General features: G+C 58.5%; 20 protein-coding genes. 6 read left to right on the forward strand and 14 right to left on the reverse strand.

Features of this window, described 5'->3' with window-relative positions; genetic code table 11:
* The first annotated feature begins 316 nt into the window (after window positions 1-316).
* Together CLV74_RS11220 and CLV74_RS11225 are read left to right on the forward strand one after the other, a co-directional pair.
* On the forward strand, window positions 317-1,552 hold the full coding sequence (locus CLV74_RS11220; RefSeq protein ID WP_106264701.1) for a metallophosphoesterase family protein: 1,236 nt from the start codon (window positions 317-319) through the stop codon (window positions 1,550-1,552).
* Entirely contained in the window at window positions 1,549-4,998 is a 3,450-nt protein-coding gene (locus CLV74_RS11225; protein ID WP_106264704.1) for an AAA family ATPase, read from the forward strand. The genes CLV74_RS11220 and CLV74_RS11225 overlap by 4 nt, the downstream gene beginning before the upstream one ends.
* Here the strand turns inward: CLV74_RS11225 and CLV74_RS11230 are convergent.
* A complete protein-coding gene (locus CLV74_RS11230) occupies window positions 4,974-9,140 on the reverse strand; it encodes a Pls/PosA family non-ribosomal peptide synthetase (protein ID WP_106264706.1) in 4,167 nt (1,388 codons plus the stop codon). The two genes, CLV74_RS11225 and CLV74_RS11230, sit on opposite strands and share 25 nt — an antisense overlap.
* A 35-nt stretch (window positions 9,141-9,175) precedes the next feature.
* On the reverse strand, window positions 9,176-10,453 hold the full coding sequence (gene ectB / locus CLV74_RS11235) for a diaminobutyrate--2-oxoglutarate transaminase (protein WP_106264708.1): 1,278 nt from the start codon (window positions 10,451-10,453) through the stop codon (window positions 9,176-9,178).
* Between the two features lie 252 nt (window positions 10,454-10,705).
* Between ectB (CLV74_RS11235) and CLV74_RS11240 the strand changes: the two genes are divergently transcribed.
* Window positions 10,706-11,479 carry an autotransporter domain-containing protein gene (locus tag CLV74_RS11240; protein WP_106264710.1) on the forward strand — a complete coding sequence of 258 codons (774 nt, stop codon included), beginning with the start codon at window positions 10,706-10,708 and terminating at the stop codon, window positions 11,477-11,479.
* Here CLV74_RS11240 and nanR read toward each other — a convergent pair.
* Window positions 11,476-12,195, reverse strand: coding sequence for a transcriptional regulator NanR (gene nanR / locus CLV74_RS11245; RefSeq protein WP_106264712.1), 720 nt, complete (start codon window positions 12,193-12,195; stop codon window positions 11,476-11,478). The genes CLV74_RS11240 and nanR overlap by 4 nt on opposite strands.
* Before the next feature lie 172 nt (window positions 12,196-12,367).
* Here nanR and CLV74_RS11250 point away from each other — a divergent pair, with 172 nt between their 5' ends.
* Complete coding sequence (locus CLV74_RS11250; protein WP_106264714.1) at window positions 12,368-13,615, forward strand: AGE family epimerase/isomerase; 1,248 nt, start codon at window positions 12,368-12,370, stop codon at window positions 13,613-13,615.
* Here the strand turns inward: CLV74_RS11250 and arsJ are convergent.
* From arsJ to CLV74_RS11265, 3 genes are read right to left on the reverse strand one after another with little or no spacing between them, the layout of a single operon-like run.
* Window positions 13,612-14,871 carry an organoarsenical effux MFS transporter ArsJ gene (gene arsJ, locus CLV74_RS11255; protein ID WP_106264716.1) on the reverse strand — a complete coding sequence of 420 codons (1,260 nt, stop codon included), beginning with the start codon at window positions 14,869-14,871 and terminating at the stop codon, window positions 13,612-13,614. The two genes, CLV74_RS11250 and arsJ, sit on opposite strands and share 4 nt — an antisense overlap.
* The gene (locus tag CLV74_RS11260) at window positions 14,868-15,878 is read right to left on the reverse strand and encodes an ArsJ-associated glyceraldehyde-3-phosphate dehydrogenase (protein ID WP_106264718.1); all 1,011 of its coding nucleotides are present in this window, start codon (window positions 15,876-15,878) and stop codon (window positions 14,868-14,870) included. Before CLV74_RS11260 ends, arsJ begins: the two co-directional genes overlap by 4 nt.
* A 10-nt stretch (window positions 15,879-15,888) precedes the next feature.
* Complete coding sequence (locus tag CLV74_RS11265) at window positions 15,889-16,650, reverse strand: arsenate reductase/protein-tyrosine-phosphatase family protein (protein WP_170108030.1); 762 nt, start codon at window positions 16,648-16,650, stop codon at window positions 15,889-15,891.
* Window positions 16,651-16,836: 186 nt separating this feature from the next.
* On the opposite strand from CLV74_RS11265, the gene CLV74_RS11270 reads away from it, so the two are divergent.
* Complete coding sequence (locus CLV74_RS11270) at window positions 16,837-17,787, forward strand: asparaginase (RefSeq protein ID WP_106264722.1); 951 nt, start codon at window positions 16,837-16,839, stop codon at window positions 17,785-17,787.
* Between the two features lie 36 nt (window positions 17,788-17,823).
* On the opposite strand, the gene CLV74_RS11275 is transcribed toward CLV74_RS11270, so the two are convergent.
* The 4 genes from CLV74_RS11275 to ectA are packed head-to-tail and all read right to left on the reverse strand — an operon-like array spanning window position 17,824 to window position 21,522.
* Window positions 17,824-19,248, reverse strand: coding sequence for an aspartate kinase (locus tag CLV74_RS11275; protein WP_106264724.1), 1,425 nt, complete (start codon window positions 19,246-19,248; stop codon window positions 17,824-17,826).
* Window positions 19,249-19,256: 8 nt separating this feature from the next.
* Entirely contained in the window at window positions 19,257-19,652 is a 396-nt protein-coding gene (locus tag CLV74_RS11280) for an ectoine synthase (protein WP_106264726.1), read from the reverse strand.
* A gap of 5 nt (window positions 19,653-19,657) precedes the next feature.
* Window positions 19,658-20,944 carry a diaminobutyrate--2-oxoglutarate transaminase gene (gene ectB, locus CLV74_RS11285; protein WP_106264728.1) on the reverse strand — a complete coding sequence of 429 codons (1,287 nt, stop codon included), beginning with the start codon at window positions 20,942-20,944 and terminating at the stop codon, window positions 19,658-19,660.
* 35 nt (window positions 20,945-20,979) lie between these two features.
* Window positions 20,980-21,522 carry a diaminobutyrate acetyltransferase gene (gene ectA, locus CLV74_RS11290; RefSeq protein ID WP_106264731.1) on the reverse strand — a complete coding sequence of 181 codons (543 nt, stop codon included), beginning with the start codon at window positions 21,520-21,522 and terminating at the stop codon, window positions 20,980-20,982.
* A gap of 239 nt (window positions 21,523-21,761) precedes the next feature.
* Between ectA and CLV74_RS11295 the strand changes: the two genes are divergently transcribed.
* Window positions 21,762-22,271 (forward strand): MarR family winged helix-turn-helix transcriptional regulator, encoded by a 510-nt coding sequence (locus CLV74_RS11295; RefSeq protein WP_106264734.1) that lies wholly within the window; start codon window positions 21,762-21,764, stop codon window positions 22,269-22,271.
* Window positions 22,272-22,311: 40 nt separating this feature from the next.
* On the opposite strand, the gene acuI is transcribed toward CLV74_RS11295, so the two are convergent.
* The 4 genes from acuI to CLV74_RS11315 form a co-directional block, all read right to left on the reverse strand.
* Window positions 22,312-23,307: an acrylyl-CoA reductase (NADPH) gene (gene acuI, locus CLV74_RS11300; RefSeq protein WP_106264737.1), complete on the reverse strand. Its 996-nt coding sequence runs from the start codon at window positions 23,305-23,307 to the stop codon at window positions 22,312-22,314.
* Window positions 23,304-23,945, reverse strand: coding sequence for an acrylate utilization transcriptional regulator AcuR (acuR, locus tag CLV74_RS11305; protein WP_106264739.1), 642 nt, complete (start codon window positions 23,943-23,945; stop codon window positions 23,304-23,306). The genes acuI and acuR overlap by 4 nt, the downstream gene beginning before the upstream one ends.
* A gap of 129 nt (window positions 23,946-24,074) precedes the next feature.
* Window positions 24,075-24,551, reverse strand: coding sequence for a CIA30 family protein (locus CLV74_RS11310; protein WP_106264742.1), 477 nt, complete (start codon window positions 24,549-24,551; stop codon window positions 24,075-24,077).
* Between the two features lie 70 nt (window positions 24,552-24,621).
* Window positions 24,622-24,990 (reverse strand): hypothetical protein, encoded by a 369-nt coding sequence (locus tag CLV74_RS11315; protein ID WP_106264745.1) that lies wholly within the window; start codon window positions 24,988-24,990, stop codon window positions 24,622-24,624.
* Window positions 24,991-25,121: the final 131 nt, after the last annotated feature.

The raw sequence follows: 25,121 nt of genomic DNA on the forward strand, positions 1-25,121 counted from the left end.
GAACCAAACAGCCTTGCGACCGTCCCGTCCGCCCCAACCGCGCCTCAGCGCCGCCGGTGAGGGGTCTTCTACGGATAGGCGAGAAGAGTCGCAAGACCTAAATCAAAGAAAATACACCGCAAACGCAGAAAAATCGTAAGTAACTGATTTTAAATATAAATATCCCATCCAAGCCGAGAATGCGCAAAAAACTGATCCACATTCACGGGTTCTTAAGGGGTCTTCCGCCATCTTTAGAGCATCACGTGCAAACACCGTAGTGACTTGCCTACAGAAAGGATTGCGGCCACCTTACGACCAACCAAAGCGACATATTATGAAGATCATCCATACAGCCGATATTCACCTGGATTCTCCTCTGCGGTCTCTGGCTTTCAAAGACCCGCGCCTGAGCGATCTTGTACAGAATGCAACCCGACAAGCTTTAAAGCAGATCGTGGATGTAGCGATTGAGCTAGAAGTAATCGCTCTGCTCATCGCCGGTGACCTCTACGACGGCGCCGAGCGAAGCGCCAAGACCGCAGCATTCCTGCTAAGCCAACTGGGCCGGCTGCAAGAAGCGAATATCCATGTCTTCTATATTAAAGGAAACCATGACGCTGAGAACCCGATCACCGGTGAACTGACGCTCCCGTCAAACGTTCATGTGTTTGATGGGCGGGGTGACAAGGTCCAGATACCCGACACCGATATTTGGATTCACGGCGTTAGCTTTTCCGGCAAACATGCGCCAGACAGTCTTTTGCCCCGTTTCAATCCACCAGTTCCAGGCGCGATCAATATAGGGATGCTGCACACCTCACTTGCAGGGGCCGCAGGGCATGATCCTTATGCGCCCTGCACTGTGGCGGATCTCAGCAATCATGGCTTTGACTATTGGGCACTGGGGCATGTTCACAAGCGGCAGGTGCACAGTTCCCAGCCTTGGATCGTGATGCCCGGAATGCCTCAGGGGCGCGATATCGGCGAGGCCGGAGCAAAAACAGCCAGCTTGCTGACGATCAGCGACGGTGCCATCTCGGTGTCAGAGATCGCGACTTCGCAGGTCATGTTTCAGGATTGCGCACTTCAGGTCGACGATCTTCGGTCAACAGATGAACTACGGATCAAAATGCGCAATGCTCTGAGCGAGACTGCATCTACGATAACGTCAGACCAAGCGATCCTGCGAATGACGATCACGGGCCAGACCGAATTACGGTGGGAATTGTTGCGCGACGCAGATGCATGGCAGGAAACCGCTGTGGCGCTTGCAGAAGACGCGGGCAACCTCTGGATCGAAAAGCTCATCTTTGACCTCAGCCCCCCTTCAGCCAAAACCGATCATTCAGGTGCCTTGGACACCCTTGAAGAAATGATGGGCCAGATCACTTTCGAAGACAGCTTCGCCGCCGAGGCGACCCGCGAGGTTGAGGCCATGATTGCCGATCTTCCCCCCGCCGTGCGTAAAACGTTGGCGCCCGACGAAGACCGCATGAAGAATCTTCTGCAGGACAGTGCGGAAGAAGGCACTGATACAATCCTCGCCATGATGCGGGGGGCAAGCGTATGATGCGGCTGCGCCAGTTGAAACTGGATGTATTCGGTCACTTCAGCGGTCATCAATATGACTTCGGCAACCGATCGGAGTGCGACTTCCACATTCTCTATGGCCCGAATGAGGCTGGCAAAACCACCACGATGGAGGGGTACCTCCGATTGCTCTACGGCTTTCCCCTGCGGGAACGCTACGCATTCCAGCATCAACGCAAGAACCTACAGGTTTCTGGACTTCTAGAGATCGACGGCGAAGTCCGTCAGATCACCCGCCTGCCCTCATCGAACGGCGCCTTGGTTGACGCACATGGCAACCCGCTACCCGAGGCGACATTTTCGGGGCACCTTGGCGGCATGTCGGAACGGGACTACCGCGCCTTGCTATGCCTTGATGACCACACGATCGAACAAGGCGGCGAAGAGATCGCCAGTAGCAAGGGCGACATCGGGCATCTACTATTTTCGGCCGCTGCCGGTGTGGCTGACCTGTCCCAAGTGTTGGACGCCGCGCGATCCAAAGCGGATGAACTCTACAAGAAACGGTCAAGCAAAACCCAGATGGCAGCGCTGAAAAAAGAACTGGGGGACCTGAAGAAAGAAATCGACGCGCTGGATGTGCCTGCCGCTGCATATAAGAAATTGAAACAGGATCGGGACACGGCCACCGCATCCGAACAAGAGGCACGTACAGCGCGACAGGTGATTGCAGCAAGACTTGCGCAAGCCACCGCCCAGGCAGAAGCCTTGCCGATGCTTGCTCAGTTGGATCGGTTGACCACAGACTTTGCACCGATTGCCCACTACCCCAATGATCTTCCGGTCGAGCCCGAGGCGCTACTCGAGCGGATGAGCGCACATGACCGCGCCAGCGCAACCGCAGAGCGCCTAGGCCAAGAGATCACCGCATTAGAGGCGCGACTGGAAGAGTTGAAACGGTCTCCCGAAGATCTGTCACTGGCCGACGTTCTGGAAGCGCTGGATATGAAGCGCACCCGCTTTAGAGGGGCCGAAGCCGATCTGGAACGCAGGCAGACGTCTTTAAGCCATGTGCTTCAAGACATGAAGGGCTTGGCCGCCGATCTGGCAGCATCGACACTTCCGCTTGAGCAATTGGTTCTGTCTGACGGGCAGTTGGGTCAGCTTGAAGCTGCCTTGGATCAGTTGAGCAAAGCGCAGGCTTTGACGACCGAGCGCAAAGCAGCGTTAAGCGAACAAGCCCTACGCTTGACCGAGGCGCAGGCCGCACTGGACGCCGTGCCACTGTTTAACCCGCAACAATCGGCTGTACAAAACATCATCGAACGCGCTGAGGTGGAAACGCTGGGGCCCACATATGCCCGCGCGACTGAAGCGATCCGTCAGGCCGAATTTGCGGCCAATACGGCGATGGATGCGCTAACACATCTCGGGCAAAGCTTTGATACGCTGCCGGCATTGCCAATTACCAGCACCGACGCAGAGCACCTCGCTGAACGCCACGCAGACCTGATGCGCCAGCATGATGAGTTGGAGGCAACACGTGAAGGTTTGGAAACGGACCGGCGCCAGCGGCTGCAAGAAGCTGAAGCCCTTCGGAAAAGCAGCGGCTTGATGGGGGATGAGGCAGCCCAATCCCTGCTAAATGCGCGCAATTCGGCATGGGATGCCCACCGCGCAGCGCTTTCCGGCGAAAGTGCTGACGGCTTTTGGTCCACGCAGCAAACCCTTGACCAAGCCAGCGCCAAACGGCTGCAGCAGGCCCGCGATCTGGCACGCCTGCGCGAAGCCGAAGCGGCCGCTGATGCATTGGCGATCCGTCTTGAAGCTGCACAGCGGACGGATGAAAAATGCCAAGGCAAGTTGCGCGAAGTCGGCGTACAGATCGCAGGACACTGCGATCACGCCGGACTGACCGCGCCCATGGGACCGCGCGCCTTTGCAGGCTGGATTGCCAAACTAGAGGCGGCCCACAGCGCCTCGCACCATTTGCGACGGGTTCGAGAGCAACACGCAGACATTCTGACCAAGGCAAAGATGATCGCTGCAGACCTCGGGGCGGCGATGAAAATCGCGGAAAATGACTTTGAAACGGTCATAACCAAGGCGCGCGCCGTCGCGACCGAGGCGACGCGCATCAAAGCCGCCCATGAAAAAGCTGCGCAAGCCGCGATGATCGCAAAGCAGACCCATCAACAAGCAAAGCTACGGCTGTCAGATGCCGAAGAAGCCGCCCATGGCAGCCAAGAGCGGTGGAATGCGCTGATCGCCGAAATCGCAGGCGGGGCACTTTCGGCTGAAACGCTGATGCACTCGCTCAAGCCCCTGCGCGATTTGCGTGTACATGACAGCAAACGCAAAGACCTGAGCCGTCAAATCGACGCCATGACGGCGGATAAATCCGCCTTTCTGGATGCGATGCAGAAATTGGCACAACAATACGATCTGCCCGAAACATCCCCGCTAGAAATTTTCGCCGGATTGCAGCAGCGGTTGGCACAGGCTGAGAAAACCGAAGAGAACTTCGCCGCAATGACGCAGACTTTGGCCCATGCCAGAGAGGGGCTTGATACGGCGCAAAAAACCCTTGTCCGTCTGAATGAAGAAACCCAGCGCGAAGCCCGCCTATTCAACCTGCAAGAGCCGCCAAATGATCTTGCCAGCCTGCGACAGGCCGCCCTTGCCTGCCAGCAAGCTATCGCCTTGCGCCGCGCAATTACCGACCTTGAGGCAGGCATTCTGAAGCGGCTTGGCTGCGCGGACATCGCGGCGGCACGTCGGGACCTAGCAAGCGCCACCCTGCCCGAACTTGAGGCGCAGGCCGGAACCTTACAACAAGACCTGAACGCAGCAGAGGAACGTTGGCAGGCCGCGCTTTCAGCCCGCACGCTTGCACAAAACGCCCTGAGCTGCGTGTCGGCCGATGGGGACGTGGCCGCCCTGACCGCCCGCCGCGCGGTGATCGAGCTAGAGATCGAGGACTGCGCCCGCCGTTATCTAAAACTGCACATCGGTCACAAACTGGCCGAAGAGGCCCTGCGCCGCTATCGCGATACCCATCGCAGTGGCATGTTGCAGGCGACCGAAACCGCCTTTGCCGCTCTGACCGACGGGGCGTATAGCCAGTTGCGCACTCAGGTCGACGGCGGCACTGAGGTGCTGCTTGCCATCGATGCAAGCGGACGCGCCAAGCGCACCGAAGACATGTCAAAAGGCACGCGATTCCAACTGTATCTGGCTTTGCGCGCTGCGGCCTATGAACAGCTTGCCGCGCAGGGCACTTGCCTGCCCTTCTTCTGCGACGACATCTTTGAGACCTTTGATGAGGCGCGGACCCGCGCCGCCTGCCGGTTGATGCAGCGGATCGGCAAGACGGGTCAGGCAATCTACCTGACCCATCACCGCCATGTCTTGGATATCGCACAGCAAGCCTGCGGCGACGCTGTGCGCATCCATTATATTCAGGGGGCGCCGGACACCGCGTGAGCCGCGATGTCCGAGCCCGCCCGCGCGGCCACTTCGGGACGGACCTGAAGATTGCCCGCCCCGTTAGGGAAAGGAATGGCCGCGGTTAGCTCCAGCATCTGAGGAAGGGCCGATTGATGCTGAAGGCTTTCGCATTTGGCAGGGTTGCCGCTCCAGACGGTCTGCGCCTCAAGGGTCTCGCCCTTCAGGACAAAGGCGTCACTCTGAACCGTCGAGCGGTCTTCAAGGGTGGTGCTGTAATGAACAAAGCTGTTCACACCCAGCGTCACCTCATCCCCGACCTGAATTGGGCCAGACTTGAAACAACCGTCTTCCAGCGAATGCCCCTGCAACGCAGACCCTGCGTTCAGGGTGCAGTAATCCCCGATCCGGACCAGCGGCTTTTCAGAGATCGACACCCCGTCATCGTAAAGGCAGCGCCCGACCGACACCCCTGCGATCCGCCACACCAAGGATTTCAACGGTGTGCCGTTAAATGCTGTCAGCGATGTCGTCACGCTAAGTTTCCAGTACCGTTCATGGCACCAGAAATAGTCTTCATAGATCGAACAGACCCGCTCTTTCATCTCCGGACCATAGCGCACGTAAAGGCGTTCCATCGCCACGCCCCAGAGGGCACCGGCAACGAAAACAACCATCGTGGTCAGCGCCAGTCCACCAGCGGACCATAGCCCGAGATGGAACATCAAATAGTGCGCAATCAGACCCGCAATCGCCAGACGGCTCCAACCGAGGGCCAGATAGTAGGCCATGGACACCAGATTGTAGCGGGTCTTAGCGCGCAGACGCTCGGCCCGAACCTCCGGATCATCGTACTGCGCAAACGCCATGTCCCGTTGCACAGAGCGGGGAATTTCGAACTCGGGCGAGCCGAGCAGCCCCACGCCGGTCCGCTTACGACCGTGGAGCGGGATATGCACCTTGGTCCCCAGCAGCACATCGTCACCAAGGGCCATCTCGGGCGTGGCGAACAGGGCATTCCCCAGAAAACTGTTCTTGCCGAAACGTACAGTGCCCAGTCGGAATTGCCCCGAAGAGTATTCCGCATTCGCCGCCATCAATCCGTCAGAGACCATCGTGCCGCTGCCAAACTCACACAGGAACGGCACGTCGTGCTTTTGCTCCATGCCGAAATTGGTTCCCGTGTTCACCGCATCGGGAAACCGATAGCCGACCGCACGCAGCCACGGCACCGCAAAGTAACTGTCCCCGAACAAACCGCACAGAAATTTTGAGTTCGACCAGACGCGCGTCATGTTCAGCATGTAGTGGCGCAAACCGTAGAGGGGATAGCTGCGCCCCTCTTGCAGAAAGGCAAACGACAGACGCGGGACAACCAGCATCATCACCGCCAACAAGAGAACACCGGCGACGAACAGGACGGCAGAGCCCAACAGGATCTCTTCGATGATGATCAGCGTATTGACGGGAACCACGCTGACCGGCGCCCCTTCAGAGGGCAAACGCGCCTGATCCGGCATGATGTAGTGGTAAAGCAGAACAGGGATCGGACCAAAGATACAGGCCATCGCGACAATACCGCTCAGCGCATGCAAGATACGTCTGGTGGCGCTGATGGGATGATTGGACAGCGTCCGGAAAAAACCCTTGGCCGGTTGCGCGGGAATTCCGTAGTAACTGCGCCCTGCCTCTAGGGACTGGCCCTCGGCCAGACAGGAAGCATGGCCCAGTTCCGCATCGTTGGGCAGGCAGGTGTTGATCTCCAGTACCGAGCCGTCACCGACGAACGCGCGATCCCCCACATGGACCGAACCGATGTGAATATAGCCGTCCCGCGCCACATAGCCCGAGGCCAGCACGTCACGACCGACCACCGCGTCCTTACCCGCATGGAACAGATCGGTCGCAACAGGTGCTGCCGACTGGACCATTGCGGTCCACGCCACATCGGCCCCCAAAAGGCGCAGGTGCAAATTATACAATGGCGTGCCCGGCATCAGCCCGATGGGCGAAGTGCGGATCAGGGATTTCACCAGCCAGAAGCGGCAGTAAGCCCACGACCAAAGCGGAAAGCTTTGCGGTGTCCAGCGCCCGACCAGCAGCCATTTGACCGCAATCGGCAACAGGGAAAACAACAAAAAGCCGCCCAAAGCCACGGTGCAGGCGTGCAGATAGGTGGTCAACACGGTCTCGGCGTTGAAGGTCCAACTGATCCCGTGGATCGTGACCCAACTGCCAAGCCAAAGGTAGGAAAAGACCGCCAATAGCTGGAAAACCCCTGTTCCCCAATATTGCAGCAACGTGGGTTTATGGACCTGTACATCGCGTTTGAGCGGCATCGTCTGGTTGTCCGAATGCGCCAGATGGGCGCACAAATCGCGCAGGTTTGAATGTTGATAGAGATCCTTGATCGCAATGCCCTTTGCCAGCCCCAACTTTCGCAATTGGGCCGCGAAACGGGCCATCAGCAGGGAATTCGCTCCAAGCTCCAAAAAGAAATCCGCCGTGGCCGAGACCCGTTCGACCTTCAAAAGGCCGCCCAGGATTTCAGCCATGTCGGCCTCTTTTCCGGCCAGGGGGGCCTCATATTCCGTGGCCTCCTGCACCAAACGACGGCCCGACGGGGCGGGCAACGCCTTGCGGTCGGCTTTATCGCTGGGAAGCATCGGGATCGCGTCCAGTTTTTCAAAGAATGCCGGCACCATAAAGGGGGGCAACTTGCGGCGCAATTCGCCCGCAAGTTTCTCGGCTGTGATCGTTCCTGTGAAATAGGCTGCCAGTTCGGTTTCTTGTCCTTCGGGAGTGTATGTTGCCACCACCGCTTGGCGGACACCGGCGACCTGCAGCATAACCGTTTCGATCTCGTCCAGTTCGATCCGATAACCACGGATTTTCACCTGCGTGTCGATGCGGCCCATGTAGACGATGCGGCCCTGATCATCGATCCGCCCCAGATCCCCTGACCGGTATACCCGACCCGAGGCGTTCTCTGGCATCCCGAAGATATCCTTGATGAACACTGCCGCCGTCAAATCATCGCGGCCGACATACCCGCGCGAAACGCCAATGCCCGCAATCGCGATCTCTCCGACCTCGCCTTGGGGCAGAACCTCGGCTGTATCCGGTTTCAGGATTGCGACACTATAGGTGGGCAGCGGTGCACCGATGGTGATCGGGGTATCCGGCATCAAACGCGCAATCGTGGCCGTCACCGTAGTTTCGGTAGGACCGTAGGCATTCAGGATCACCCGACCACGCTGATGCCAGCGGGCCGCCAGATCGGCGGGGCAAGCCTCGCCCGAGACGATGATCAGGCGCAAATCCGGCAAGGTCGGCTCGACCGTGGCCAAAAGTGTAGGCACGCAACACAGGGCCGAAATCCGCTTTTCCTGAAGGAAATCATACAGATCCTCGCCCACAAGGCTGGCACCTGACTGGTTCGGCACCAAGGTTGCCCCCGCCAAAAGCGGCACCCAGATTTCCTCGACCGAGAAATCGAAGGCCAGTGTCAGTCCCTGATAGACCCGATCTCCAGGTTGATAGCCGTAGCATTCTTCTGCAACACGGACAAAGTTCACGATCATCGCGTGGTCGATTGCGACCCCTTTCGGCCGACCTGTCGAGCCGGATGTGTAGATGATATAGGCCAGTTCTGACGAGAACGGCACGCCGGACAGCCGCGTCTGCGGCATCTCGGCGATCTCGGCAGCGTCGCGATCCAATGCAATCAGCATTTCTGCCGCCGAGGCACCCAAACAGGCAAACTCGCCCATCGTCAGCACTGCCCGCACGCCCGCATCCTCGCCGATATAGGCGATGCGATCCGCAGGAAAGCCGGGATCCAAGGGAACATAGGCCGCGCCAACCTTCAGCACCGCAAGCATGGCGATATAACTCTCGGCCGAGCGGTCAAATAGCAGCGCCACCACATCACCGGGGATCAACCCGCGGGTCAGCAGATACCGCGCCAACTGGTTCGCACGGGCCTCGATCTGGGCGAATGAGAGCCCACCGCTCAGGGTTTCGACCGCGATGCCATCGGGATTGGCATCACAGGTTGTCTCAAACACATGGTGCAACCGTTCGCCTTCGCGCCAACGGGGGCGGTCATCTGCGTTGGACGTAAGGATATAGGGGCGCGCGCCCGCAAGCGGGGGCGCGGCCAGAACTTGACCGTTCATGAAAGTCCTCTTGAAACAGGATACTTGTTAAAAAATCAGGCTGCGACGTGTCGCGATGGCGTGCTCACGTCCCGAAATGCGTCTTCAAGGCGGGTAAAACCTTCTTCCAGCAAGCGCCGCGAGATCGTCAGAGGCGCGAAGATCTTCATTACCTCGTCAAAGGGTCCGCAGCGTTCGATGATCAAACCCCGCTTGAACGCCGCAGCGCCGACGGCAGCAGCCACATTGGGATCGTGGCAAACCACCCCCTGCATCAGGCCACGCCCCTTCAGCCCCGTCACCATGTCCGGAAACTTGGCGGCCAGACGCTGCAACCGGTTGGTTTGCCAAATGGCATCACGGGCTAAAGCCTTCTGGAACCGGTCGTCGGCCCAGTAGGTCTCGATCATCACGCGGGCGGTGACAAAGGCCAGACAGTTTCCTCGGAAGGTGCCGTTGTGCTGACCCGGCTTCCAAATATCCAGCGCACGAGAGTGCAGAACAATCGAGAGCGGCTGACCGAACCCCGACAGGGACTTCGAAAGAACCACGATATCAGGTACAATGCCCGCCTCTTCAAAGCTGAAAAACCGGCCAGAGCGTCCGCATCCCGCCTGAATATCGTCAATGATCAGCAAAACGCCCCGCGCATGGCAAAGCCGCGCCAAGCCTTGCAGCCATTCGGTACTGGCCACGTTCAAACCGCCTTCACCTTGAATGGTCTCCAGCAGCACCGCGGCAGGCAGATCAACACCCGACGATGGATCGTCAAACAGCCGCTCAATGATGGCCAGCGTATCGATCTCTTCACCGAAATACCCCTCAAAGGGCAGGACCTGCGTGTCGGACAGACCAACACCTGCCCCGCTGCGATGAAAGCTGTTGCCTGTCGCCGCCAGCGCGCCAAGGGTCATCCCGTGGAACCCGTTGGTAAAGCGCCCGATAGTGCTGCGCCCCGTCGCCAGCCGCGCCAGCTTTAGCGCGGCCTCAACCGCATTGGTACCGGTGGGGCCAGTGAACTGAACGGCGTAATCCAGCCCGCGCGGCTCTAGAATGTTCTGGGTAAAAGCATTCAAAAATTGCGCCTTGGCAACGGTCCACAGATCAAGGCTCATGCCGATCCGGTCATCAGAGATATATTCCAGAAGCGCTTGCTTCATCTGCTCTGGATTGTGTCCGTAATTCAACGCACCAGCGCCGGACAGAAAGTCAATCCAGCGGTTTCCTTCCGCGTCCCAAATCTCGGCGCCCTTCGCGTGATCGAACACGCGTGGAAATGAGCGGCAATAGCTCGCAACCGAGGACTCTGCCCCGGTGATCACACTCTCAAACATAGCGAAACCTACAAAAAATGATCCTCAAAACGCGAAAGCCACACCCCAATCTGCGACCCTCGGCTTTCTTAATGTATGATAAAACGAGAAAAATTTGCACAATTTTATTCTAACCGGCGGATCGGTGACGAAGTCTTTACGACGCCGATCAATTTCATCTATGCTATACATAAGCCAAAATGACAGTTTCACTAGCGCATAAAATATCAACTTTAACGAGTAAAATTTGCGTATAAAGAAAGCAAAAAGTTAATGTTTAACAATCTTATCTTCCGCACTGGCGGAATTTTGGCCCTGTGTACGCCGGGGCTGACCATGCTTCCGATTTCCGCAAAAGCTGAAACCGAAATTAGCATCGCTCCCTATACCGTCGTTGTTAACTACGAGCGTCAGAATGACGAAGAAACGGTAAAGACTGTTTCCAAAGAAACGAACGCGGAAATCCGCCATGAGATCGAATTGTCCGACTCGCAGACCCTCAGCGGCTATGCAGGACTGGATATTTACCACGCTGAAAGTGACCCCAGCGGAATCAGTGCTGGCCTATATCTGGGGACCGCCTACGACATCACCACCGGCGGGTTTGATCTAAGCGCGACCTTCGAAATGGGGGGCGATCTTGATCAGGACACCGGCGAGATGCTGGACCCCTACATGGAGGTCTCGGCGGGTGTGGGCTATGATTTTGACGTGGATGAGGCCACGGTCATGACACCTTATATGCAGCTGACGCGGACACTTTATGTGGACGATGATCTGACTGAGACCAGCGCAACCTTCGGCGCATCCATTAGCCATGCGCTGTCAGACAGCACCGACTTCGGGATCGACGTGTCGTTTGGGTTCGATCTGCCCACCCCGATCCAGAACCTGACGACCGAAGTAACCTTTTCGCTGGATCACCGGCTGTCCGAGAACATGGTGCTGTCCGCCACGCTGACCGGAACCCGCTATCAGGAACGGGGCGGCTACGAGAGTGAAAGCATCGACTATTCGCCGGGCCTGACCTTCAGCTACGTCTTTTAACCCTTCGGCTCAAAAATGCCTTTGGCGCGGTCCAGATGTTCTGCCATTTCCTTGACCGCGCCGTCCGCATCGCGGGCCTCAATCAGGTTCACGATACGCTCATGCTCGGCCAAGGTGACGGTCTCTTTGCCGGACCAATGCAGCAGCCCTTTGTGGTATTCGAAAAGCCATCCAAGCATCGCACGCGACACCGCCTCAATAATCGGATTGCCCGAGATTTTCGCGATGCGGCTGTGAAAGACCATATCCTCGGCCACAAAGAGGGCTGGATCGTCCAGATGGCCGCGCTGGCGCTCGACGATGGCACGCAGGTCCGCCACATCTTCCGCTGTCGCTTTTTCCGCTGCCACACGCACCAAGCCCAATTCAAACATCTGACGGGCGGATTTCAGATGCTCCAGATTGCCAGGGGCCGCGCTTAGGACCAGTCGGGCGATCTCGTCCGATTTGGCAAAGACCACATCCGCATCGATCTGGTTCACACGCGAGCGTTCACCGTGGTTAATCGTGATCAAACCGCTGTTGTGCAGATTTTGCAGGGCCTCTCGCACGGCAGGGCGCCCCACACCGAAACGCTCCATCAAGGCCCGTTCAGAGGGCATGTGATCCCCCGGCCGCAACTCGCCCGCGCTGATCATCTCGCGCAGTTTGTCCAGCACCTGATCGGAAAGCTTGCGGCGAACGATTTTGTCACCCTCAGCGCTTTTCTGTACCATGGAGATGTCCTTTGTGGCGGGGATAATCGAAATCGTCCGCGGATTATGATCGTCAGCGGACAGAACCGCAACAGCCCGAATGTGTCCATCATGTTAGCGCATGACATGACGCCGTTGTCTTCGGCGCACAGCTGCTCTAGCCTTTCGGCGATCCGCGTTCCATGAGGCACAAATGCACACCGCCCCTATTTCCGTATCCGGCCCCGAAGATACCAACAGCTTCTGGATCGATGCCCCTGCGCATCGTGATTGGCTGGCCGCGCAGGCGCTGCGCCAGTTCGATTTCTTTCGGGCCAGCGTCAATCCCGATGGCGGCTTTTATGTGCTGGATTATTCGGGCAATCCCCTGCCCTCGCGCCTGCAAGAGCTGCACAGCACAACGCGGATGATCCACTCCTTTGCCCTTGGCCATCTGGCGGGCGTGCCTGATTGCCTTGAGATAATCGACCACGGGATGCGATATCTGGCCTCGCACCATCTGGACCCCGTTCACGGCGGCTATGTCTGGGGCGTGACCGAGGACACTCCTACCGACACCCGCAAACTGGCCTATGGGCATGTGTTCGTGCTGTTGGCCGCATCAAGCGCAAAAATGGCAGGGCATCCTGCCGGCGACGCGTTGATCCGCAGCATTACGGACTTGCTGGAGCAGCACTATTGGGAAGAGGATCACAGCCTTTTTGCGGATGAATGGAACCAGGATTGGACGCCATTTTCCGACTATCGCGGCATGAACGCCAACATGCACGGAACCGAGGCGCTTCTGGCCGCCTATGAGGCCACAGGCGACGGGCGCTATTTGGACAAGGCGGGCCGCATTCTGGACTTTTTCATCCACCGCCAAGCGGCAGAGAACGACTGGCGCATCCCCGAACACTATCGCGCCGATTGGAGCGTCGATCGCGCCTATTCGGGCAATCCCATGTTCCGCCCTGCGGGCACCACCCCCGGCCATTCGCTAGAGTTCGCCCGACTGGCCTTGCAGCATTGGGATCTGGCCGGGCGTAAAGACCAAAGCCTACCCGAAAAGGCCCGTGCGATTGCGGAACGTGCGCTGATGGATGCTTGGGGCCCCAAGGATGGCGGCATCTTCTACACGCTGAATTTCGATGGCACCCCCGCGATCCGTGACCGCTATTGGTGGCCCGTGACCGAAGGGATCGGCGTGCTGGCCAGCCTGATCAAGCTGGACCGCCGCCCCAGCGATGAGGCGTGGTATCGCAAGCTCTGGCAATTTGCGGGCGCACATTTCATGGACGCGGCAAACGGCGGCTGGTTTCCCGAAATTGACGCGGACGGCAGACCCACCGCCCGCCAGTTCGACGGCAAGCCGGATATCTACCACGCGCTTCAGGCCACAGTTTTCCCGCTGGCTTCGGGCCTTAGCCATCAGGCCAAGACCCTGCCAAAGCTGGTCTAAGCGGCCACAGGCTCTAACTTCTGCAAGCGGCGCACGGCGATCCAGCTAAGCGCCGCCATCAGTCCCGCAGTGCCAAGGCACAAGGGCAACCCGCCGATCTGATAACTCAGCCCCGACAGCAGGGTGCCAAGCAGACGCCCCGCCGCATTCGCCATGTAGTAAAAGCCCACATCCATGGTCACCCGCCCTTCGCCCGCGAAGGCAAGGATCAGGTAGGAATGGACTGACGAGTTCACAGCAAAGACAAAGCCGAACAGCAAAAGGCCAAGCACCACCAGCGCCGTCAGCCAGACCGCTCCGGCGCCAGCCACATAGGCTGCGCCTGCCAGCACAAAGGGGATTGGCGTCAGATAAGCCGCCCACCGCATCGCTTGGGTTTCGATCTGCCGAACGGGCTGGTTTTTGCCGCCGACCAGCTTGGGCGCAAAGGCCTGAACCGCGCCATAGGCGATGATCCACAGGGCCATAAAGCCCCCGATCAGAAAGAAGGCCGCGCGGCGGCTATCGGGCGTGCCATCGGACAGCACCGACTGGAAATAGATCGGGATGCCGACCACAAACCACACATCCCGCGCCGCAAAAAGGAACACACGGGCAAGGCTCAGGCGGTTGACCCGCGCATCGCGGCTGATCACTGCCGAGAACTTGGTCCCCTTCTTACCAGCAGGCAGACCGGCGGGCAGAAACAGGACGATCGCCAGCAGGATCACCGCCAGAATAGCCGCCATGCCCCAAAGCGTGCCGGTAAATCCGGCCACCGCCAATAGCGCCGCCCCAAGGAAAAAGCCCGCGCCCTTGACCGCATTTTTCGACCCCGTCAGCAGCGCCACCCATTTGAACAGCGTGCCATCGCCCTTGGGGGCCAGCAGCTTGACCGCCGATTTTGAGGACATCTTAGCCAGATCCTTGGCGACTCCGCTCAGGCCCTGCACCGACATCACATAAATGACCGAGGCCACAACGCCCCAGCTTGGATCAAGCTGCGCCAACGCGATCAACGCTACGATCTGGATGCCAAGCCCCCCGTATAGGGTCGAGGCCAGCCCGAACCGCGCCGCGATCCAGCCCGCGCCCAGATTGGTCACGATCCCCGCGATCTCATACAGCAGGAACAGATACGCCAACTGGACTGGCGAGAAACCAAGCCCGTTGAAATGCAGCAGCACCAGCATCCGCAAGGCACCGTCTGACAGCATAAAGGCCCAATATGCCGCCGTTACAGCGGCATAGGCGCGGGCGCCGTTGGGCTGGCTCATAGGTTGCCTGCGACCAAGCGGGTGATATCAGCCAGACGGCAGGCGTAGCCCCATTCGTTGTCGTACCACGCGTAGACCTTCAACTGGGTGCCGTTGATCACCATGGTCGACTGCGCATCAATGATCGACGAGCGCGGATCATTCACATAATCGCAGGACACCAGCGGGCGGGTCTCATAGCCCAGAATGCCCTTTAACTCGCCCTCAGCTGCGCTTTGGAACAGGGCGTTGACCTCTTCAGCGGTGGTCTCGCGCTCCAGTTCGAACACGCAGTCGGTGATCGAGGCATTCAGCAGCGGCACCCGCACCGCATGGCCATTTAGACGCCCCTTAAGCTCGGGATAAATCAGCGTGATCGCCGTGGCCGAGCCGGTGGTGGTCGGGATCAGGTTCGTCAAAGCCGAGCGCGCGCGGCGCATGTCTTTTGCCGGACGGTCCACGATAGTCTGGGTGTTGGTCACGTCATGGATAGTGGTGATCGAGCCATGCTTGATCCCCAGATTTTCATGCACAACCTTCACCACAGGGGCCAGACAATTGGTGGTGCAACTGGCCGCTGTCACCAGATTGTGCTGCGCGGGATCGTAGTCTGTGTGGTTGATCCCGTAGACCAAATTCAGCGCGCCGCCGTCCTTCACAGGGGCCGAGACCACAACCTTTTTCACCCCAGCCGCATAGTAGGGCGCGATTTTTTCGGCAGTTTTGAAAACGCCTGTGCAGTCGATGACCACATCGATGCCCATCTCTTGCAGGGGCAGATCTTCGATCCGCTTTTCGCAGGTCACGCGGATTTTCTGGCCGTTCAGGGTCAGGCTCTCTGCGTCAAAGCTGGTCTCAACGGGCCAACGACCGTGGACGCTATCAAACTCCAGCAGCAAGGCATGCTGTTCAGGCGTGCCTGCCAGATCGTTGATCAAGACAATCTCGCCGCCAGCGCCATTGTCGATCAGATCGCGCAGAGCCAGTTTGCCCATCCGGCCAAGGCCGTTCAAAGCGATACGAGTCATGTTAAATCCTTTACACTATGTCCAAAGCGATCCGATCGACCGCTGACTGACGTTCAAGAGGGCTAAGATGTTCGAAAGGTAGCGCAGTGAGCGCTTCGATTTTGCGACGCAAGGCGTCGTAGGTCTGTCGGTAGGCGGACACATCGCCCCCAAGCTCGGAGGGCGACGGGATGCTCCAATGGGCGCAGACGGGCTGGCCGGACCATATGCCGATCTCACATCTGGCGGCATTGTCGCAAACGGTCAGCACCAGATCGAAGACCGACGCGGCAAATCCCGATATAGATTTTGGAGCGCGCGTTTGCGCCAAATGCCCCGCCCCTTCAAGAGTTTGCGCGGCAAGGGGATTGACCACATCCGCAGGCATCTGCCCGGCCGAGACCACGCGGAACCGTCCCTGCCCCAGATCATTCAGGATCGCCTCAGCCATGACCGAACGGGACGCGTTACTGGTGCAAACGAACAAGACATCCACAGGCCCGCCTTCCGAAGGCGCAGCGCATAAATCAGGGCGCCCGCGACAACAATCGGCCACCAGATAATCCGAAACCGCACCAAGCCGTTCAATAACAGGCGCGTAGTACAATGACCTGCCCCGTCGCTCTGACCGGATGGCACCGACAGCCTCTAGTTCAGACAGATAATGGGACAGGGTGTTCTGCTTTAGGGACAACTGCGCCGCGATCTCGGTCGGACGGGCACCAAAGGGCGCCATACGCACCAACAAACGCAGCACCCCAAGACGCACGGGGTGCCCGAGGGCGGAAAACAATCTGGCGGCATCATTTATATCCATAATTCCGGAAATATCGAATCCATGCCCCTTGAGCAAATGAAAGTTTTACAACATATCCGGAAAATCTAGGTTCCAGTCCTTGTTGTCGGCGCATCCAAGTCGTAGTTTTGCCTGACATTTTGCAGATCATTTGGCACGAAATTCTTGAGAGGTTCAGGCAGCATGGCGCTACTCGTGATCCATACGGGCGGAACAATCGGCATGATTGAAACAGCCGAAGGTTACGCCACCCAACAGGGTGTGGTGGAGAATGCCGTCAAACGCATGGGTGCGCGGACGTTGCACGACCGGATCGATGTGGTTTGCCTGTCGCCCTTAATTGATAGCGCCCAAGCGACCCCCGAAGACTGGGACAAGATCGCCCAAGCCATCAGTGCGGCCTATGACCTCTATGACAGTTTCGTGGTGACCCATGGGACCGACACGCTGGCCTATACGGCAGCGGCCCTGTGCCTGGCCCTGCCCGGATTGACCAAGCCGGTGATTGTGACCGGCGCGATGCTGCCCCTGACGGTCGAGGGCAACGATGGCGCCCGCAACCTGCAAGAAGCACTGACAACAGCACTGGACGCCCCCGCAGGCGTATGGGTGCAATTCGCTGGCAAACAGATGCACGGTGGCCGTATCCGCAAAGCGCATTCCCATGCCTTTGACGCCTTCACCGCCGAAGCCACCAAGGTACCGCCAACCATCAAAGCCGACACGATCGGGCACGTACCAGTCTCCGCCCATGATGTGGCCGTGATTTCCATCACACCGGGCCTTAGCACCAAGCTTGTGGACTATGCTGCCAACAATAGCAAAGGGATCATCCTGCGCTGCTATGGGTCTGGCACCGCGCCCGACAGCCCTGAATTCCGCGCCGCGCTAGAGGCTGCCGCCGCGCGTCAGATCCCTGTCATCGCCATTTCCCAATGCCCCGAGGGCGGGATGCACATGGGCACCTATGCAACCGACAGCTTTCTTCGGGCGCGGGGCGTGCTGGACGGGCGCGATATGACTTTGGAAATGGCCTATGTGAAGCTGCACTACGCCCTGTCCAACTTCCCCACGCTGGCAGAACAGCAAGCGTATCTGACCACTGACCAATGCGGCGAATACAGCCTGAGCTAAGAAAAAACCCGCGCCAATCAGCGCGGGTTCTTTAGTTTAAGCCACCTTCTTGAGGCGCTGTTTCTGGCCTTCGATCAGGTCATGATGCAGCGCCTTAATGGCAGGCTTCAGGTCTTCGCGCTCAAGTATGAACTGCACGTCCACATTGCGCGGCCCCTGACTGGCCCCAAGACAGGCCATATCCGCCCCCGCCAAGGCCTGAAGGCCCCGCGTCAGCACCGAAAGCCCGCGCAGATCGCGCCCGATGATCGAAGCCATTGCCAAGGGACGTGCCGAAACCTCGGCACCTGAATAGGCTTTGGCCAGATCCTTCTCGACGCGGCGCATGATCTTCAACGAGGCATCAAGATAGTGCGTGATCGTGTTCGCATTCGAGGTTTTCGAGACAATGCGCACATCGTGGCGGGTCAGCACTTCAAGGATCGTCGCATCATAGCCTTTGACGCCAACCATATCCTGCTCGAACACTTCCAGAGCGATGATATCAAGGCCGGTGATCATTTCGACCGCCGCGTATTCAGCGGGACGATCGTCGATCAAAGTACCCGGATCATCGGGATCAAAGCAGTTCACAACGCGCAGCGGCACGTCGGCCTGACGCAAGGTCTTCGCCGCCTTGGGGTGGATCGCCTCCATGCCCATGTTCGACATCTGATCGGCCACATCATAGTTGGTGTGACCCAACTTGCGCGCAACGCCCACCCCCACAAGGTTCGGGTCCGCAGAAGACAGATGGAATTCCTTGTGAATGATCGCCTCGCGGGCACCGATCAGCGCCGCAAGCCGCGAGAATGTCACCTCGGAGTATCCACGGTCGTATTCACGCATCAAGCCTTCGGCGCATTGGGCATATCCGGTGACAATTGGCATTTCCTGCGCGGGATCAACGCCTTCCATCGCGCCCTTGATCCGCTCGGCCAGCGACACTTCCCCTTGATCGCGCCAGCCGGACAGGTCAACGAACCGCGCACTAACGCCCGCACGTTGCAACATCAGCGTGGTCACAAAGGCGGAATGCGCCTCGCCCAGACCGGACAGCAACTCGCGAATTTGCAGCATGTGCTCGGCCAGACGGAAATGGCCATAGCTGCACAGGCGCTGCAAATCGATTAGACAGTTGCGCGCGCCCTCGATCCTTTCAGAGACAAAGGCATCGGCCTGCGCAATATCAGCTGGATGATCCAGCACGACCGCATGGGCCGCCTGCATTTCCGTGGTGACAGTGTTCAGCGCCTCATGCCAGCCGTGATCATTGTCGGCATTGGCAAAGCGGGCATAGACACCGGACTCGCCGGTTTTCTTATGCTCTAGCAGCAAATTGGTGATCCCGCCAAAAGCCGAGACCACAAAGATGCGACCATAAATGTCGCCCGATACTCCGTGCGGAAGAAACAGCGTATCGCGCAGTTCATGGACGCGGGACATGGATGTCCCGCCAATTTTTTCAACAGTAAAAGACATGGGACTGATTAGTCGACCAGCTCTTCTGCGGGGGCGTAGGAACCGTCTTCACGGTGCACCTCTTTGCCCGTCACCGGCGGGTTGAAGCAGCACGCCATGTGCAGTTCTTCCTCGGCACGCAGGATGTGCTTGTCGTGCAGGTTCAAGGCGTACATCACGCCGGGCTTGATCTCATGAGTCTCGCCCGTGGCCAGATCGGTGATCGAGCCCTTACCCTTCATGCAGTACACACTTTCAAAGTGGTGCTTGTAGTGGAACGTATGCTCGGACCCCGTTTCAAGCACGGTGATATGGAACGAAAAGCCCATACTATCATCGGCCAGCAACATACGGGTCGAGGTCCACTGCGCATCGGCAACATGGCGGTCGGTGCCCTGTAGGGCGTTGAAATCACGTACAATCATTCGTCTTACTCCGCTGCCATCTTCTTGCTGTTCAATACAGTGCGGGTCGCTTGTTCCAAGATCGCAAACCCTTCATCGAAGAGTGCTGTCGAGGTGGTCAGAGGCGCAAGGATTTTCACGACCTCATCGCGCGGACCCGAAGTCTCGATAATCAAACCGTTCTGATAAGCCTCCGCACAAATCTCGGCTGCCAACTCACCCGAACCGACATCGACACCGCGCATCAGGCCACGACCTTTCAGGGTCGCACCGGGCACCAAGCGGGCAATTTGCGCCAGCTTGTCTTTGATCAGTGCATCTTTTTCCTGCAACTCGGTCTGAAACGCCTTGTCAGACCAGAACTTTTCAATCGCAACGCGGGCAGTGACGAATGCGTGGGTGTTGCCACGGAAAGTACCGTTGTGCTCGGCGGGACCAAACACGTCATGCTTGGGACGCACCAGCATCAGCGCCATCGGCAGGCCAAAGCCCGAGACCGATTTCGCCATGGTCACGATATCCGGCTTCACGCCCATCTCTTCGAACGAGAAGAATGTGCCAGTACGTCCACAGCCTGCCTGAATGTCATCAATGATCAGAAGCGCGCCATGCTTGTGGGCAACTTCTTGCATCTTGCGAACCCATGCGGCGCTGGCGGGGTTCAGCCCACCTTCGCCCTGCACGGTTTCAAACATGATCGCCGCAGGTGCATCAATGCCGCCCGACGGATCGCTTAGCATCTGGTCCAACAGCGCGGCGCTATCCAGACCCTTCGCATAACCATCAAACGGCACACGGGTCACGCCTGCCTTATCCATACCTGCGCCGCCACGGTGATAGCCGTTCCCCGTCGCCGCCAGTGCACCCATGGTCACCCCATGAAAGCCATTGGTAAAGGCGATGATGTTGGTGCGGCCCGTCACTTTACGCGCCACCTTCATCGCCGCTTCCACAGCGTTGGCGCCTGTGGGGCCAGTGAACATCACGCGGTGATCCATACCGCGCGGGGCAAGGATGTGCTGTGTCAGCGCGGTCAGGAATTGCTCTTTCGCGTTGGTATGCAGGTCCAGACCATGGGCCAAACCGTCGCTTGAGATATGCTCGATCAGCGCGGCCTTCATGTCGGCATCGTTGTGGCCGTAGTTCAGCGACGAACAACCCGCGAGGAAATCGATATAGCGGGTGCCATCCGCCGTGAACAGCTCGGACCCCCGCGCTTCGGTGAAAGAAGCAGGGAATGCGCGGCAGTAGGAACGCGCCCCGCTCTCGCGGCGTTCATAAATGTCATGCTCTTTGGCCATGTCTTTGGGCATGGGAAATTCCTTTATTAATCGAGAGAGGGGGTAGGTTACGCGGCGCGGGCCAGCGAGATTTCCTCGGCAGGCAACGTGATCGACACCATATGTTCGGTGTCATGAGCGCCGTCAAAATGCGCATCTTTCTCATAGTGAGGTTCATCGGTCAGATCGCCACCGATGGTGCAGGCAAAGCTGCGGAACAGCGCCCAGGATGCGTCATTGTCTTTGGTGATGGTCGTCTTCAAAACCGTCGCGTCCGACACATCATCACGCGACAGCAACTCCAGCAACATGCGCTTGCCCAGACCCATGCCACGGGCCTTGGGGCCAACCGCTACCTGCCAGACGAAGAAGGCGTCCTGCTTCGGGATCACATGCCCCGAAATCCAGCCGACGACTTCGCCGTCCAGCTCTGCCAGAACGCAAGTGTCACGGAAGTGATCCGCCTGGATCAAGTTGGCATACATCGAGTTTTCGTCCAGCGGCCGACATGCACGCACCAGCTCCCAGATTGCGGCCCCGTCGGTGGGTGCCGGCTTGCGAAGGGTCACCTTCGCGGTGGTTTGCTTTTGCGGCATCATATCTTTCGGCATTGATCACTCTCAGGTAGTTGCTTCGATGGTCAAACTAATCAAAGGCACGAGAAGTTTCAACCTTCAAAGTATTTTTCCTCACAAGCCCATCAAATCACGTAAAATCATTAATAAATTACTAAGTTAGCCTGAAGTTCTTCTGAGTTTTTCGGTTCGATAGGTGAATGATTTTGGTCACGAGACACAATATTACTTCACGAATTGAAGGAATGTCGCGACTGTGCAATAATGATCAAATTATGACCCAGCTTGACCTTCATCGCCTCGACGACAGCCTGATCGCCCTGCGCCGCATCCTGCGCGCAACCGAGTTGTATTCCCGCGACCTCGCCCAATCAGCAGGACTGACACCGGCACAGCTACGCGTTTTGCAGATCGCAAAAACGAAAGACGGCAGCGTCACCCCGAAAGAACTTGCAACCCAGATGGGCGTCTCCCAAGCCACAGTCACGGCGCTGGTGGATAAGATCGTCTCGCGCGGGTTGGCGGTTCGGGTCCGCTCGGAAACCGACCGCCGCCAGACCAATGTCACACTAACGCAGACAGGCACCGACGCGGTGGCCCAAGCCCCCGACGCCCTGCAACAGCGCTACGTCAAAGCTTTTATGAAGCTTCAGGATTGGGAACAGGCCCAACTGCTGGCATCGCTTGAACGGGTCGCGGCCATGTTGAACGCCGACGACATTGATGCAGCCCCGGTCCTGACCACGGGCGAGCTGAAGGGCACCCCAGAAAGCGCTGCTGAGTAGTCGAAAAAGGGCCGCCTGAAAACAGACAGCCCCGCTTGACTTACTGATCCAGTTCCGGTGCCACCGGCACCACGATACGCCCACGCACTTTTCCCTCCAGAAAATCAGGCGCCGCAGCGATCACATCCTCAAACGCCACTTCACGGGCGATGGCCTCGAACACCTCGGGCTTGACCTCCTCGGCCAGCAAACGCCATGCCTCACGGCGGCGGGCTAGCGGGCACATGACGCTATCAACCCCGCGCAGGCTGACACCACGCAAAATGAACGGCGCCACACTGGTCGGCAGCCCCATCGAGCCTGCCAACCCGCAGGCCGCAACCGACCCACCATAGCTGATCATCGACAGAACATTGGCCAGCACCTCTCCGCCGACAACGTCAACGGCCCCCGCCCAACGCTCTTTGCTCAGGGGCCGCGCCTTTCCTTCCAACTCTGACCGCTCAACGATCGAGGACGCCCCAAGCTGCGTCAGATACTCGGCCTCATTGCTGCGACCAGTGACAGCAGCCACCTGATAGCCGCGCCCTGCCAGCAATGAGACGGCAACACTGCCCACACCGCCCGAGGCACCGGTCACCACAATCTCACCGCTCTCAGGCGTGATCCCGTCATCGGCCAAAGCCATCACACATAACATCGCCGTGTAACCAGCGGTCCCGATCACCATCGCTTGCCGCAAAGAAAGAGCCTCGGGCAGCGGTACCAGCCAGTCGCCTTTGACCTTGGCCTGCCCCGCCAGCCCCCCCCAGTATTTCTCGCCGACGCTCCAGCCATTCAGGACCACCCGATCCCCGACCGCATAGGCCGGATCACGGCTTTCCGCGACGATGCCTGAAAAGTCGATGCCGGGCACCATGGGAAAACTGCGCACCACCGGCGAGGCCCCCGTCAAGGCAAGCGCATCCTTATAGTTCAGGGTTGAATAGGCCACATCCACCAGCACCTCCCCCTCTTCCAGCGCCGGTAAGCTCACCTCCTGAACAAAGACCTCCTGCCCCGCATCCCCTTTATCAATCACGATCGCCTTGGTCATATTCTCTCCCCTTCGATCAAAGCAAAAAAAACGTCTGCAAACAGCTGCAACGGCGCTGCGCTCCGATCCAGCTTGGCACGCAAAACCGCACCCTCCCAACCGGTCCAGAAAAACGCCGCCGCCTGCGCAGGCACCACGCCAACACGCAATTGTCCGGCGTTGACCGCCTCTTCCAGCAAGTCCGCCAAAAGCGCCTGCCAACCCTCCAGCACCCCGCGCAACATATCGCGAAAGGTTTCAGGCAAGGCCCCCATCTCCTGTCCGAGGTTGCCGATCAGGCACCCGCGCGCAAATCCATGACGGGCCATCCCCTCTTCGGCATCGGTCACAAAAGCCCGCAACCGATCCAGAGGCGTCACATCAGACCACCGGAAATGCACCGTCAACTTCGCACGAAAATAGTCATCATAGGCCGCTATAAGTGCCGCCCCGAAGGCCTCCTTGGACCCGAAGTGGTAATAGAAACTCCCCTTCGTCACCCCAGCCGCAACAAGCACATCCTCCAGCCCGACCGAGGAGTAGCCCTTCTCTGTCAAATACCGCAGCCCCACCCGCAGCAGTGCCTGCCGCGTGCCCTGCGCCTCAGGCGCTTTGCGCGGCCGCCCGCGGCGCGCTCTGGAATCAGCACTGTTCTCCATGGATGGATTTTTAGACCGATCAGTCTACAAAAACCAACGCCTGATTTCATCTTGGCAAAAATACCTTGGGGGACGACGCGCGAAAGCGCGTCGGGGGGCAAAGCCCCCATGCGCCCAGCAGCCAAATTCCTACCGGTAAAACCCGATGCGCCGAACAGAGACATCAGCCTCAAAGGCACGCCCGTAGGCCACCACGCCCAAACGCCGCAACCGTGCCGGAGTAAACGGCACCTCGGTCTTGTTCGGCGCAAAGACAGTGAAAGGCAGCTCGATCATGGTCCAAACCGGTCCCGCCCAGAAGGCCGCGCGATAGGACTGCCAGGGCCGCACCAAATCCAAGGTCCGCAATCGAATCTCATAATTCTCGCAATTTCCCTGCACTTCGATTGCCACACCAGCATAGGCCGAAGCATCGAAGACCGCGCCTTCGGCAATATCCGTAGCCATTTGCACAAAGCCCCCGTTGTTCGCCAGCGAGACCCGCCCTTTCAAGCGCGTGCTCCCCTGCCCACCATCTTCGGCGGACAAGACTGTGCCTGCGGAAACGCCTCCCATGACAGTATCAGTGACGCACTCCCAAGTCGGCTGGAATTCGAAATCCATCATAAAACCCCTTTTCAACCTCAAGTTAGGGGGCAAAGGACAAATTCAAATCAAATATCGTGATCGGGCGGGATCAGAACAAATCAATCAACGGATGGGGGGAACAGTCCGCGATCAAGGTCATGCTCCGGCGCGCCGGGTAAGCAACGGACAAGAACTCGATATCCTTATACCGAGGTGCCAGTTCCAGCCGCAGCCGGTTGCGCTCTTTCGTGTCCAGCGTCGCAAAGCCACGGGAGAAACCGGCATAGGCACCGGTCGCCGTATCCCGCACGATCAAAGTGGAATCCCGCAACTCGCATCGGTTATCCAGATAGACCGTCGCCGTGATCTCCTGCCGATGGAACGCCAGCAGGTCGCCCACCTCAAACCGGTAGACATACAGCGTCAAGGCCAAGAGCCCTACCAAGACTGCAAATCCCAGATACCGGCCCACTGCCATGTCTCCACTTTCTTGACTGACTTACATGTCAGCAAACCGCCTCATGACCAAAAGGTAAACGATCCCGAATGGTCATGGGGACCCTACGAACGACTGGGGTGGTCCCAAGCCCCCCTACGCCCCCAACCATC

It is taken from the genome of Donghicola tyrosinivorans, assembly GCF_003003355.1.
Classification (GTDB): Bacteria; Pseudomonadota; Alphaproteobacteria; order Rhodobacterales; family Rhodobacteraceae; genus Donghicola; species Donghicola tyrosinivorans.